11 protein-coding genes are annotated in these 13,231 nt (G+C 50.4%); 8 read left to right on the forward strand and 3 right to left on the reverse strand.

The window, feature by feature from the left end:
* Positions 1–27: 27 nt before the first annotated feature.
* Entirely contained in the window at positions 28–2,100 is a 2,073-nt protein-coding gene (gene glgX / locus ACFQW4_RS02295) for a glycogen debranching protein GlgX (RefSeq protein ID WP_101761322.1), read from the forward strand.
* Between the two features lie 73 nt (positions 2,101–2,173).
* Here the strand turns inward: glgX and ACFQW4_RS02300 are convergent, their stop codons facing one another.
* Positions 2,174–5,470, reverse strand: a complete 3,297-nt coding sequence (locus ACFQW4_RS02300) for an autotransporter outer membrane beta-barrel domain-containing protein (protein ID WP_377723516.1) — start codon at positions 5,468–5,470, stop codon at positions 2,174–2,176.
* 289 nt (positions 5,471–5,759) lie between these two features.
* Here ACFQW4_RS02300 and ACFQW4_RS02305 point away from each other — a divergent pair, with 289 nt between their 5' ends.
* The 4 genes from ACFQW4_RS02305 to ACFQW4_RS02320 all read left to right on the forward strand — a co-directional run bounded on the left by ACFQW4_RS02305 (position 5,760) and on the right by ACFQW4_RS02320 (position 8,888).
* Positions 5,760–7,403, forward strand: coding sequence for a methyl-accepting chemotaxis protein (locus ACFQW4_RS02305; protein ID WP_377723517.1), 1,644 nt, complete (start codon positions 5,760–5,762; stop codon positions 7,401–7,403).
* Positions 7,404–7,618: 215 nt separating this feature from the next.
* Entirely contained in the window at positions 7,619–8,068 is a 450-nt protein-coding gene (locus tag ACFQW4_RS02310) for an STM2901 family protein (RefSeq protein ID WP_101761320.1), read from the forward strand.
* Complete coding sequence (locus ACFQW4_RS02315; protein WP_377723520.1) at positions 8,062–8,388, forward strand: DUF1493 family protein; 327 nt, start codon at positions 8,062–8,064, stop codon at positions 8,386–8,388. The genes ACFQW4_RS02310 and ACFQW4_RS02315 overlap by 7 nt, the downstream gene beginning before the upstream one ends.
* Positions 8,389–8,402: 14 nt before the next feature.
* The gene (locus ACFQW4_RS02320; RefSeq protein WP_377723522.1) at positions 8,403–8,888 is read left to right on the forward strand and encodes an Hcp family type VI secretion system effector; all 486 of its coding nucleotides are present in this window, start codon (positions 8,403–8,405) and stop codon (positions 8,886–8,888) included.
* A 53-nt stretch (positions 8,889–8,941) separates the two neighbouring features.
* Here ACFQW4_RS02320 and ACFQW4_RS02325 read toward each other — a convergent pair whose 3' ends face one another.
* The gene (locus ACFQW4_RS02325) at positions 8,942–9,424 is read right to left on the reverse strand and encodes a cold-shock protein (protein WP_377723524.1); all 483 of its coding nucleotides are present in this window, start codon (positions 9,422–9,424) and stop codon (positions 8,942–8,944) included.
* Between the two features lie 190 nt (positions 9,425–9,614).
* Between ACFQW4_RS02325 and ACFQW4_RS02330 the strand changes: the two genes are divergently transcribed.
* Entirely contained in the window at positions 9,615–10,313 is a 699-nt protein-coding gene (locus ACFQW4_RS02330) for an RluA family pseudouridine synthase (protein WP_377723526.1), read from the forward strand.
* 20 nt (positions 10,314–10,333) lie between these two features.
* On the opposite strand, the gene ACFQW4_RS02335 is transcribed toward ACFQW4_RS02330, so the two are convergent.
* Complete coding sequence (locus tag ACFQW4_RS02335; RefSeq protein ID WP_101761315.1) at positions 10,334–10,873, reverse strand: DUF2058 domain-containing protein; 540 nt, start codon at positions 10,871–10,873, stop codon at positions 10,334–10,336.
* Positions 10,874–11,179: 306 nt separating this feature from the next.
* Here ACFQW4_RS02335 and ACFQW4_RS02340 point away from each other — a divergent pair, with 306 nt between their 5' ends.
* Together ACFQW4_RS02340 and ACFQW4_RS02345 are read left to right on the forward strand one after the other, a co-directional pair.
* A complete protein-coding gene (locus tag ACFQW4_RS02340) occupies positions 11,180–12,160 on the forward strand; it encodes a DUF1852 domain-containing protein (protein ID WP_377723529.1) in 981 nt (326 codons plus the stop codon).
* 29 nt (positions 12,161–12,189) lie between these two features.
* Entirely contained in the window at positions 12,190–13,221 is a 1,032-nt protein-coding gene (locus ACFQW4_RS02345; protein ID WP_101761313.1) for a methionine synthase, read from the forward strand.
* Positions 13,222–13,231 lie beyond the last annotated feature (10 nt).

The raw sequence follows: 13,231 nt of genomic DNA on the forward strand, positions 1-13,231 counted from the left end.
CCGATTAATCTGTGTGGAGAATAATGGATGACAAGTAAGCCTCTAGAAATTACAGCAGGTTCGGGACAAGTGCTTGGCGCTAACTATGATGGCCAGGGCGTGAACTTTGCGCTGTTTTCGGCCTGCGCTGAGCGAGTCGAACTGTGTTTGTACGATGAGAGCGGCGAAAACGAAATCGCCCGCTTCGATTTGCCGGAATACACCCATGAAGTGTGGCACGGTTACATTCCCGGCTTGCAGCCCGGCGCGCTCTATGGCTATCGCGTGCACGGCCCGTACGAGCCGGAAAATGGCCATCGCTTTAACCCTAACAAACTGTTGCTCGACCCTTACGCACGCGAACTGGCGGGCGAATTGCAGTGGGACGAGTCGCACTTCGCGTATGACCTGCTGCATGAAGATAAGGATTTGAGTTTCGATACCCGCGACAGCGCACCGTTTACGCCCAAATGTGTGGTCATCGATCCCAATGAATTTGACTGGCAGGATGCTAATCGACCGAATATTCCGTGGTCGAAAACGGTCATTTATGAAGCCCACGTTAAAGGTTTTAGCCAGCTTAATCCGGCGGTGCCCGAAGAGATGCGCGGCACTTACGACGGTTTAAGCAATCAGGCTTCGATCGATTACATCAAAAGCCTGGGCGTAACCACCGTGGAGCTGCTGCCGGTGCACGGTTTCCCGGACGATCAGCATCTGCTGGATCGCGGTCTGAAAAACTTCTGGGGTTACAACACGCTGGCGTTCTTCGCCCCGGCCACGCGCTACTTTGGTCCGCGCGGGATTCAGGGCTTCCGCGATATGGTGCGCGCCTTCCACGATGCTGGCCTCGAAGTGATCCTCGACGTGGTTTACAACCACACCGCCGAAGGCAATGAACTGGGCCCCACGTTGTCGTTTAAGGGCATCGATAACTACTCTTATTACCGCACGCTGCCGGATCAGCATCGCTACTACATCAATGACACCGGCACCGGTAACACCGTGAATACGTCGCATCCGCGCGTGCTGCAGATGATTCTCGATTCGCTGCGTTATTGGGCCGAATCCATGCATGTTGATGGCTTCCGTTTCGATCTCGGCACCGTGCTGGGCCGTGAACCGGAAGGCTTTGACCAGCGTAGTGGCTTCTTCGATGCCATCATGCAGGATCCAGTGTTGTCCAAACTGAAACTGATCGGTGAGCCGTGGGATATTGGGCCGGGCGGTTATCAGGTTGGCGGCTTCCCACCGGGCTGGGCGGAGTGGAACGATAAGTATCGCGATACGGTGCGTGAGTATTGGAAAGGTGACATGGTCACTAATGACTTCGCCGCGCGCCTGCTCGGTTCTGGCGATCTTTACGATCAGCGCGGTCGCCGTCCCTGGTCCAGCATCAATTTCCTTACCGCGCATGATGGCTTCACGCTCAACGATTTGGTTTCGTACAACGAGAAACACAACGAAGCTAACGGTGAAGACAATAATGACGGCCATAACGAGAACCGTTCGTACAATTACGGTGCGGAAGGCCCGACGGACGATGAAGGCATCAACGCGGTACGTGAGCGGCAGAAACGCAACTTCCTCGCCACGCTGCTGTTCTCGCACGGCACGCCGATGTTGCTGGCGGGCGATGAGTTTGGCCGCAGTCAACTCGGCAACAATAACGGCTACTGCCAGGACAGCGAGATTTCCTGGCTGCATTGGGAAAACCTGCCGCCTTCTGCTGATGCACTGCGCGACTTTACCCGGCATATTCTGGCGTTACGCGCTCAACAACCGCTGCTGCGGCGTGAAAGCTGGCGCGATGGTATGGAAATCAAATGGTTTAACGCCGGTGGCGGCTTCCAGCAGGATGATCAATGGGATGATGGCACCACGCTCGGGGTGTATCTCGGTCGCCCGGATTTAGTGCCGGAGGAAGGCATCTGGCATGACGTGTTGATGCTGTTTAATCCGTATGAAGGCAATGTGCCGTTCAGTATTCCACAGTTTGGTGAAGGTGGCTGGGTGCTGGAGCTTTCGACGTCAGACAGCGTTGAGAAAGGGTTAGTGATTACCAAAGAGAAGGATTTCGAGCTGGAAGGCCGCAGTATGGCGCTGTTCCGCAGGCCGTAATTATATAAATTTGCACAATAAACTGCGCCGCTACAGAAGCATGCATGCATTCGTAGCGGCGCGATTTGTGTTATCAGAAATTAACTTTCACGCCCACCATCGCGCTGGTATCGCTGTAACCCTTATCCCCCATCTGCTGACCCATATTGCCCCAAAGATTAACGGTTTTATTCAGCTTCGCATCGACACCCACTTTCACTTCACCGAGGTTACGCGCCCCGGCTTGCTGCACGCTGATGCCATTCATGCTGCTGCCAAAGGTTTCGGTGTTGTGCACCCAGTTGGCTTCGATAAACGGCTCGAAGGTGCGGTTTTTACCATCATCAATGGCATTGTGGCCTTTGATGTAAGCGCGAACACCCAGACGCGTTTGCAGGTTGTTGTCGCCTTCACCCACCACGCGCGTGCCGTTTTGCTCTTGATGATCCTTCGCTTTCACGCCCATCCAGGTCGTCTGCGCCTTCGGCTGCAGATAGACGCTGGAACGCTCGCTCATCTCCGCGACTTTGAAGCTGTAACCGGCTTCCACTGACGCGGTGATGCCTCTCGATTTGTAGCTCTCTTCCGCGATGCCATCACCTTTCACGCTGTTATCAAACCAGTTGTAGAGCATCCAGCCGTCTACATAAGCTCCGGTCTTGTCAGCGTTGTCCTGCAACCAGGTCGCGTAAACGCCCGTGCTGTAACCGTGCACCTGACCTTTTGCGGTGTAACCCGTCACGTTGGAGTGTGTGTTACTTTGCGCATTAGCGTAGCCGCCCATGACACCCAGATGGAAGCGGTCCGCACCATTACTGCTCCACTTGGCGATATCGCCGCCTAACTGCATCACATAACGGTTACCGGTGGTTTTCAGCTGGCCGGAACTGTCGCTGAAGCGCGTGTGTCCACCTGCGTTACGCAACCACAGGCTGGTGGCGTGTTTCTTACCATCTGCACCAATGTAGTGGGTCTCACCCAGACGATCATCCAGCGAGGTGGTAAATAAGGTATTCGCCGCAGCGAGGTTAGCCGCATAACTGCCCGCTTCCGGACGCGTAATCGGGAAGCCTTTAACCGGCTTGCCCACATCGCCCGCATTACCTGAGCCACTGCCTGGCGTGCCAGTATCATCGCCTGGCGTGCCGGAGCCGTTGTCAGGATCGCCAGGATTAACCGGATTGCTGCCTGGATTGCCCGGTGCCACGTTGTTGCTGTTGCTCTCCAGTACCCATTTATTGGCATCCTGCACCAGATGATAATCGTAAGCACCGGCCACAATACGGCCCTGCTGGGTGAACGTACCGTTTACGTTGCCATCGACGCGAATCAGCTCAATACCATCGATGGTTTGCGCGCCGGTGCCGCCGGCGTTCTGCACCACCACGTTGCTGTTACCGTTGTAATCACCGGTGATGTGCAGATGATCGGTCTCTGAGTGGTCATCCATTAAATGGGTTTTGAAGTCGATGGTACCGTTGGTGCTGTTCAGGCTGCTCAAGGTCACCTGGCTAAAGCCGGTGCCGGGCGCGGTCATATTCAGCGTGGCGTTATTCAGCTTCAGATTATCCACCGCAGAGCTCGACGTAATATTCCACTGGCTGCCATTCGCCAGGTTCAGATTTTCCAGTGAGCTGGTCGCACCGCTCCAGACGGAGTTGTTATCGAGGTTGATGATGTTGGTCGCGGTATTGGCGCGGTCGATGATGACATCGCCGTTAAATACTGAGCCGTTATCACCGGTCAATGTCACATTGCTAACCGTGCCGCTATTGCCAATGCCTGCGGATAACAGCGTCGCGCCGGTTAATGCGGTGCCGGAAGTGGTGACTTTGGTATCGGCAGTGCCGGAAACCACCATTGCACTACCTTCACTCGCAGTAACCGCGCTGTTGCTCAGCGACACGGTGTTGTTGCTGACCGCATCAGACTGGAACAGCATACCCGCACTGTTCGCGCCGGTGAGCGTGATCTGTGAATTGGTTAAATCGACGCGGTTGTCACCATCACGCATCCCCATCCAGATACCCGAAGACAAAGCTGCGCCATCCTGACCCGCGATATTCACGCTGACACGGTCGCCCCTCAGCGTTCCACCCTTAAGAACAGCCAACCCATCAGCATTACTAACGTGGTTGAATTCAACATTATCCAATTCAACCAGGGCGCCTTCGCTAACGCGAACGCCGAGTAAATTTCCACGTGTACTGTTGACCTGGACATTCTTCAAGCTGGCTAATCCACCAGTATAACGGGCTGCCACTGCGGCTCCTAAGCTCGTCAAATCGTTGGTCACCATCGTATCAGGCGCCTCAAGGCCATTATTATTAATAACGGTATTAAACGCTGTTACTGTGCCTGATGTTGCTGCAAGACCCAGAGCTGAGGTATTTATCGTCGCGTTACGAATGTTTACTTCACTGCCCGCATTTAGTGCCTGAACGGAAGTGGTGGGTCCGGAGGTAGTAATTGTGCCGTTATCATAATTCACTACCGCTCCGCTGCCGCTAGCACGTAATCCATAAGAGTTAATTCGGTCGGTAAAAATGGTTGTGTTGGTTAAATTGACCGTGCCACCGTTCTGCGCCATTACCGCTTCTGAAGAAGACCCAGTCGTGCTTATTTTGCTGTTAGTAATATCTATTTGACTTCCAGCTCCTGTCGCATAGGCACCTAATGCCAGATGTCCGGAAGTTGCGAGTGTGCTGCCATCGATGGTGATTTTTCCGCCTCTTGATGCGTAGGCAGAATGACCGCGTTCACCTGAAGTGCTGGCAATGGTGTCGCTAAGATTAATATTGCCATTAGAACCTTGCGAAACCAGACCATAGGCCGATGATGTAATTGAACTATTGCTGAGCGTGGCTGAGCCATCAACAACATGTACACCGTAGCTTGATGAGCCGCTGGTGTTGATATGGACGCCATCCGCATTAATGTTGCTGTTGTTTTGCGACATCATGCCCTGCGCAGAGGACCCCGAGGTCTTAATTTCAGTGTTCTTCAGCGTGATGGTTGCGCCCGTATTTGCCATCGCACCCACACCGGCGGTGCCGCTGGTGGTCAGCGAACCGTTGGTAAAGGTGATCGAACCCTTATTCGATGCGCTCAAGCCGCGCCCGCTTTCACTGTTGTTTGCGGTCGAGACGATATCCTGTCCGTCGTAGTTTAAGATTGCACCGTTGGCGATAATCGCCGCGGCGAATACGTTGCTGACAGGTAATGTGACAGCTACAGCCATCGCCAGGCCAGAGAGCACCGCTGTTTTCCGCGCTGCGCTGCTCATCGCACTATTCGAAGATTGGGATTTAACTTTGCCCTTAGCCAGCTCAGAGGCCACCACATAACGCTGCGTTGCAGCATGCCAAATCACACGGAATATTTTATTCATGGGATTTTACTCTCTCTAAGTTCAGAAACTTTCACGATTTCCGAAATCATAGAGAGCGGGTCTGTAAGGCAATATCGGAGGGAGCGCGGAGTTTTGTAGTCCTTTACTTATCCGACGCAATACAGCACTGGTATCAGGCAAAAATGTTAAAAATTAGCGTGATAACCAGTTGAAGACTTAAACCCTGAGTAAAAAAATTAACTAATTTCCTCAATCTGCCGATGGTTATTAATCTGCCCTCTTCCCTACGCGGCTTTTGCCGGGACGCTTTAAGATTAAGGATAATAAAATGAACATCTCTCAACGTCTGTTTGCCACCTTTTCCATACTGTTTGGCGCCATCATCCTGCAAGCGATACTCGCCATTTCCTTACTCTCTGGTTTTCAGGATCGCTTTGAATATGTACAGGCCAATGCGATTCCCTCGATCAAAGATCTGGGGAAACTGATTGATGGCAGTAACCAGTTGGCGTTAACGCTCTACAAACACAAAAGCCAGACCGACGACAGCAAAATGCCGGCTGTTGAGGACGAGATCCAGAAACAGCTGGCGGATTTGAAGGCGCAGACCGATTACTACATGGCGCACGATATCTCCAGCGATGAAGATAAGCGCTTAACCGAAGTCGCTTATGCCAATATTCAGCACGTCACCGCCGCACTGGCGCCATTTATCACCGCCTCGCGTGCGCATCAAAATGATATCAGCCTCAATCTGATTGATGGACAAACCGGTATCGGAGCCGCCATTCGCCAGCTGATTAGCGATTATCAAAAACAGCTGCAGCTGAATATCGCCATTGGCGATGAACTGCGCGCCACCAACCGCAGCACGTTCCACTCGGTGTTATGGACGACCATCACCGGCGTTATCGCCACCGTGCTGATTTTTGGCGTGCTGTCGCTGTTCACCGTATTGCGCATTCGTCGCAGCTTGTCTGCTGCGGGCAAAGTAATGATGACTGCCAGCGAAAACCTCGATTTGACGCTGAAAGCAGATGAGAGCCGTCGTGATGAAGTGGGCAACATGGCGCACTCGTTTAACGTCCTGATGGAACGCGTTGCAGCCGCGCTCTCTTCGGTGCGTCAGGCGTCACAATCAGTGAGCAGCGCATCGGTACAGATTTCCGCGGGCAATGAAGATCTCTCATCACGCACCGAGCAACAGGCGGCATCGCTGGAGCAAACCGCGGCCAGCATGACCGAGCTGAGTGAAACTGTGCGTCAAACCGCGGATAACACGCGCCAGGCCAGTCAGCTTGCCGCTAACGCCAGCGGATTGTCAGAGAAGAGCAGCACGTCACTGACTACCATGCTTTCAACCATGGATAACATTCGTGGTAGCTCGCGCAAAGTGACGGAAATCGTCTCGATCATTGAAGGCATCGCCTTCCAAACCAACATTCTGGCGCTGAACGCCGCCGTTGAAGCCGCACGTGCCGGTGAACACGGCAAAGGCTTCGCCGTAGTCGCCGGTGAAGTGCGCAACTTGTCGCAACGTTCAACCACCGCCGCGCGCGAAATCAAAACGCTGATCGAAGAGTCACATCGTCTGACCGAAGCCGGTGCTGCGCAGGCCAGCGACGTAGGGCGTAATATGAGCGTGATGAACGATGCCATTCATCAGGTAAGTCAGTTGGTGGAAGAAATCGCCGCTGCCGCTGTCGAGCAGAGTCAGGGCATCGTGCAGGTGCAGCAAGCGGTGAATCAGATGGACGACGTTACGCAGCAGAACGCCGCGCTGGTGCAAGAAGCCTCTGCCGCTTCGCAATCGCTGCAGGAACAGGCCGGGAATTTGAATCAGCTGGTGGGTAAATTCCATGTCGCGGCGGCTGGCGAAGTTCAGCAAAAGCAGGCAGTGGTGCGTACGGCTTCATTCGTTAAACCCTCGCGCGTTGCGGTGGTGAATGATGCGGATTGGCAGAGTTTTTAAGCTGATTTAGCCGGTGCGCATAAATGTGCACCCTACGAAAACGCTGGGTCGCCAATCATGGCGACCACGCGGCCTTTGCCAGGCAAACGCTGCCATAATCTCCCTAAACTCTCCAATAGTTAACCCGCTCTTAGTGGTTTCACTCCTCTCTTTTGAACAAAAAATAGCGTTCATCACGTTGTAATCTGGCCGCCTGTAATTCAGGGAGGATGATTATGGATACGGTTGAGCAGCTTAATGGGACGTACTTTTACAAAGGAGTCAGCAATGTTTCAGCTGGTGAATTATTTTTTTGGATACTTTTGGACAAAATTGATGAGCATGTAGGTGGCATCAATAACATTGTTGCGGTGAGCAGCATCATTCTTGGTCTTCCTATTCTGGGTACAAGAGGTAAGCCCGGCAATGCTACACCTGGTACTTCGATCGCCTCTAAATATTCGCGTCAAATTCTGAATGTGAAATTGCCCAGACCTTTGCCAACGTTCACTAATACCAGCATTAAGTTACTCAAGCCGATGTGGACAAACAATCTTGGGGCTTTTGTTGGTCGAACTGTGCCGGTTGTAGGATGGGTCTTACTGGCAAATGATCTTTCTCAAATAGTCTATAAGACTGTTTCAACCTACAACATGATCGTGAGAGAAGAAGATCGAGTATGGTAGACGAACATCAAATATTAGATTTTTTTCGTGGCGAGTTATCTCTCATGACTACATGGAGTTTAAAACCCATTCCAATCGAATTTGATACTCCATTACAAGGCTACGCCGGATGGGATGAGTTGCCCTATGCCATTCAGGATTTTGGTGAAAAATATCATGTCGATACAACAGTTATAAATTTTGATGCTTATTATCCCTGGAAAACAGAAACAGTTTTCCGAAAATACTTTTCTAAGGATCCAATTCAACAAGACGTTAAACCACTAACTGTACGTATGTTTGTGGAGTCGGCTAAAGCTGGACGCTGGTTGTATGACTAACTAAGGAGATTCACATGGCTATACCCGTTCATATGTTTATTAAAGATGATGGCGGCGCAGTAATCAGAGGCGGTTCAGACGTGATGCACCGTGAGGGCAGCATTGAATTACGGGGTGTACAGCATCTTCTCTCTATTCCCACCGACAACAATACCGGCAAGCTAACAGGCACCCGGCAACATGCTCCTTTTATGTTTGAGAAAGAAATTGATTCTGCGTCACCTTATTTATACAAAGCTGTGGCAACAGGTCAGACGCTGAAAGCTGCGGAACTCAAATGGTACCGCATCAGTGACGCCGGTCAGGAAGAAGAGTACTTCAACATATTAATGGAAGACGTAAAGGTCATCTCGATATCGCCGATCATGCATGACACGCGTAATTGTCCAGGAACCGGGCATATGGAAAGCGTTGCGCTGGGTTATGCGAAGATCACGTGGAAATATGTTGATGGAAATATTCAATTCACCGACGCATGGAACGAAAGGCCAACGGCATAATCAATGCGGAAATCCTGCGTGAGGATTTCCGCTGAGAATTAATCACAATATCTTCACACCTTAAGCATTTTCACCGTGGCATCAATATCAATTTCATCCGCCGTGAAAATCAAAGTCGTTCCCTGAAAGGTGGTTACCGCCAGTTTTTTCAGTGAGCGCGTTTCATCCGGCTTAACGTCTGTTTTCGGCTTGATGCTATTCATCAGAATACCTACCGACAGCACGGTATTCTCTTTATCGATGCGCGTTTCAACCGGCACTTCTTCGCTGTAAACCACATAAGATTTGATCGACGTGAGCTTAATGCGCTCGCCGGCAATATAGATGTATTTGCTCTCGGGCGAGACCTTCACCGCATACGCTGACAAACCTTTGTTATTGGTGGTGGGTTCAAAGGTCACCGCCGCGTCTTTCTTGATCAGCTCAGGGTTAGCGACCTTAATCACATGGAAATAGCGGTTATCGCCATTTTCATCTTTGATAAATCCAAAACCTTTATCCTGAAACCAGGTTGTGATCGTTCCGTTCATCGCCATTGCCGCCTACCTAATCGTTATCTACTCAGTTTTTTCAGCGCGCAGTGTAAAGCACATTGCCTGCGCAGACCACGTCTTTGCTTTAAGTCTGGACGATAATTTTCGCCTGAGCGAATAGACACATGCCCGGATTCGCCAGTTGCCGCAAAATTCGCTATTATCCGCATCCCTTCGTCAGCCGGGCAGCCTGATGTCTACGATTATCGATACCTTTATTGCCCCGCAATGTCTTGAAGAGATTGAGATTCTCTACCAGGACGATCATCTGCTGCTGATCAATAAACCAGCTGGTCTGCTCAGCCTGTCGGGGAAAAATCCGCGCAATCTCGATTCTGTGCATCATCGGTTAGTGAAGCTTTTTCCCGGCTGCACGCTGGTGCATCGTCTGGATTTCGGCACATCAGGGTTAATGGTGATTGCCCGCAATAAGGCGATCAATGCCGCACTTTGCCAGCAGTTCAGCCAGCGCAGCGTGACCAAGATTTACCGCGCACTGTTGTGCGGGCATCTGCATGACGACGAAGGTGTGATTGACGCGCCGATTGCCAAAGATCCGACGCTATTTCCATTGATGTCAATTTGCCCAATCAATGGTAAGCCAGCTCGCTCACGCTATCAGATGATTGAGCGCACTCATCACCTATTGGAAGATAAGACGTTCATGCCATTAACGCGGGTGGAACTTACGCCAGAGACTGGACGCACCCATCAGCTGCGTATCCATTGCCAGCTGTTGGGCCATCCGATTTTGGGTTGCGACCTGTATGGCGGTCTTATGCTGGCGGGGACCGAACACACCCCGCGTCTGATGTTACACGCCAGCGAGTTGAAGTTTGTTCATCCGGTCAGCGGCGAGTGCATGAACGCCAAGTGTGCCTGCCCGTTCTGACAGCGCAACCGGCGTTGTGCTTACCACATTAAATCATCAGGCACTTTGAAATCAGCGTACGGATCGTCTTCATCCTGCGCTTCCTGACTCAATGCACTATTCAACACGATGCTGTTCGCATCACGCTGTGCAATTTTATCGGCGACGCTGGCGGGAATAATCGCGTATTGGCTCTCGCCTTTGCTATCGACGGCTAGGCGCGCAATCGCCAATCGGCCATTAATCAGTTGTGTCTGCGTTTGCTTATCGACGTCGATTTTTTTGATCAAATTATTGTCGGTGAAATTAAAACCAATATTGCCTTTAGAGATATCGATTTTGTTCATTTCGATCAGCTGCTTAACCTGCGCTTTGTACTCTTTCGATAACGCCGCTTGCTTTTGCTGTTCGCTCAACTGCTTATCACGCTCAAGCTGAGCCTTTTTGTTCTCTTCCACCGCTTCTCTGGCCTCACGAGCCTGAACGCGTGATTTCTTAGCGGTTCTCTGGACCTTGTCCATTTTTTTGCTGCTGACTAAGCCTGCTTTCAGCAACTGCTCTTGTAAGGTGAGTTTTGCCATTGTCGTGTCTTAACCGGTTAAAAATTTGTGGAAGAGTATACCTTTAATTGTAGAGCCTCTGCCAGGTTGAACAGGCTGGCTACAGTGAGCGCCGTTCATCCTCCTCTCCTCATCATGAAATTCCTTCATGTTCGATGAAATTAAATCACTTTTTTTCAACCAGTGACTCAGGCATAAAAGTACCATTGTTAATAACTTAAAATAATATCAAGCCTGCTGAATGAAAGTACCCTGCAAAAGCATTGGGAAATCCTGAAATCCAGCGACAGCATGGCTTTTTATTGTTAACCGGGATAGCAGACTAGAATGAACAACGCCTTTACTTTTACGGTTAAGAGCCTTCGTTTCGACGAAAATTACAATCCTTCTGGCAATACACGCATCACCACCAACTTTGCTAATTTGGCGCGTGGTGAGAAGCGTCAGGAGAACCTGCGCAACGCCTTAGTGATGATTGATAACCGTTTCAATTCACTGGCGTATTGGGACAACCCTAAAAGCGATCGTTACGCGGTTGAGCTAGAGATTATTTCTGCTGAGCTGAATCTGGGTGCCGAGGGCAACAACAGCACCTTCCCGGTGATCGAAATATTGAAGACCAATATCGTTGATAAAAAAACCAACGAACGCATTGAAGGGATTGTTGGAAATAACTTCTCTTCTTACGTGCGTGATTATGATTTCAGCGTTTTATTGTCTGAGCACAACAAGAACCATACTGAATTCCGCACGCCAGATAATTTTGGCGATCTGCATGGCAACATCTTCAAGCATTTCGTTAACTCAGAAGCTTACAAAGCGAATTTCAATAAAGCGCCGGTTATTTGCCTGAGCGTATCCAGTAAAAATACCTATTACCGCACCGGTAATGAACATCCGGTATTGGGCATTGAATATCAGCAGGATGAACTTTCTCTGACTGACGAATATTTCGGCAAAATGGGCCTGCGGGCACGCTATTTCATGCCGGCAAACAGTGCTGCGCCTCTGGCATTCTATTTCCATGGCGATTTACTCAGTGATTACACCAATCTTGAGCTGATTAGCACCATCAGCACCATGGAGACGTTCCAGAAGATCTACCGCCCTGAGATTTACAATGCGAATTCTGCAGCTGGTAGACACTATCAGCCAAGCCTGAGCCATCAGGATTATTCTTTAACGCGAATTGTTTATGATCGAGAAGAACGTAGCCATCTGGCTATTGAACAAGGAAAGTTCACGGAAGAGCGCTTCATTAAGCCATATCAAACTCTTCTTGAGCAATGGTTTACTCCCGTTCTTTGATTACCGATAAAAATATAAGGTCACCTGCTATGAAAAAATTATTACCGACTTCCACTGCTGGTAGTTTACCGAAACCATCGTGGCTGGCTCAGCCGGAAACGTTGTGGTCACCGTGGAAATTGCAAGATCAGGAATTAACCGACGGCAAACAAGATGCGCTGCGTTTGTGCCTGGACGATCAACAGCAGGCAGGAATTGATATCGTCAGTGACGGCGAGCAAACCCGCCAGCACTTCGTCACCACCTTTATTGAACATCTCAACGGCGTAGATTTTGAGAAGCGCGAGATCGTTAAAATCCGCGATCGTTATGATGCCAGTGTGCCGACCGTTGTGGGTCCGGTGAGTCGTCAAAAATCAGTGTTTGTTGAAGATGCAAAGTTTTTACGTCAGCAAACTGATCGTCCTATTAAATGGGCGCTGCCGGGTCCAATGACCATGATCGACACGCTTTATGACAACCACTATAAAAGCCGCGAAAAACTGGCATGGGAATTCGCTAAAATTCTCAATGAAGAAGCGAAAGAGTTAGAAGCGGTGGGCGTCGATATTATTCAGTTTGATGAGCCGGCATTTAACGTCTTCTTCGACGAAGTGAATGATTGGGGTATCGCAACCTTAGAAAGAGCCATTGAAGGGCTGAAATGCGAAACCGCAGTGCATATTTGCTACGGCTATGGCATCAAAGCGAATACCGACTGGAAAAAGACGCTGGGCACAGAATGGCGTCAATATGAAGAGATATTCCCTAAACTGCAAAAGTCGAATATCGATATCATCTCACTGGAGTGTCAAAACTCGCATGTGCCGATGGAGTTGATGGAACTGATTCGCGGCAAAAAAGTGATGGTTGGTGCCATTGACGTGGCAAGCAATACCATTGAAACGCCAGAAGAAGTTGCAGCAACGCTGCGTAAAGCCCTGCAGTTTGTTGATGCTGATAAACTCTACCCTTGCACCAACTGCGGCATGATTCCTCTGCCACGCGGTGTGGCAAGAGGCAAGCTAGATGCATTGAGTGCAGGTGCAGAAATTGTTCGCAAAGAACTGTTGAATAAATAACACCAGATAA

The organism is Pantoea sp. GCM10028869, from assembly GCF_042666835.1.
Taxonomy (GTDB): domain Bacteria; phylum Pseudomonadota; class Gammaproteobacteria; order Enterobacterales; family Enterobacteriaceae; genus Pantoea; species Pantoea leporis.

Coding starts and splice junctions, on each gene's coding strand:
- glgX (WP_101761322.1), top strand. CDS start 28: ATGACAAGTAAGCCTCTAGAAATTACAGCAGGTTCGGGACAAGTGCTT.
- ACFQW4_RS02300 (WP_377723516.1), bottom strand. CDS start 5,470: ATGAATAAAATATTCCGTGTGATTTGGCATGCTGCAACGCAGCGTTAT.
- ACFQW4_RS02305 (WP_377723517.1), top strand. CDS start 5,760: ATGAACATCTCTCAACGTCTGTTTGCCACCTTTTCCATACTGTTTGGC.
- ACFQW4_RS02310 (WP_101761320.1), top strand. CDS start 7,619: ATGGATACGGTTGAGCAGCTTAATGGGACGTACTTTTACAAAGGAGTC.
- ACFQW4_RS02315 (WP_377723520.1), top strand. CDS start 8,062: ATGGTAGACGAACATCAAATATTAGATTTTTTTCGTGGCGAGTTATCT.
- ACFQW4_RS02320 (WP_377723522.1), top strand. CDS start 8,403: ATGGCTATACCCGTTCATATGTTTATTAAAGATGATGGCGGCGCAGTA.
- ACFQW4_RS02325 (WP_377723524.1), bottom strand. CDS start 9,424: ATGGCGATGAACGGAACGATCACAACCTGGTTTCAGGATAAAGGTTTT.
- ACFQW4_RS02330 (WP_377723526.1), top strand. CDS start 9,615: ATGTCTACGATTATCGATACCTTTATTGCCCCGCAATGTCTTGAAGAG.
- ACFQW4_RS02335 (WP_101761315.1), bottom strand. CDS start 10,873: ATGGCAAAACTCACCTTACAAGAGCAGTTGCTGAAAGCAGGCTTAGTC.
- ACFQW4_RS02340 (WP_377723529.1), top strand. CDS start 11,180: ATGAACAACGCCTTTACTTTTACGGTTAAGAGCCTTCGTTTCGACGAA.
- ACFQW4_RS02345 (WP_101761313.1), top strand. CDS start 12,190: ATGAAAAAATTATTACCGACTTCCACTGCTGGTAGTTTACCGAAACCA.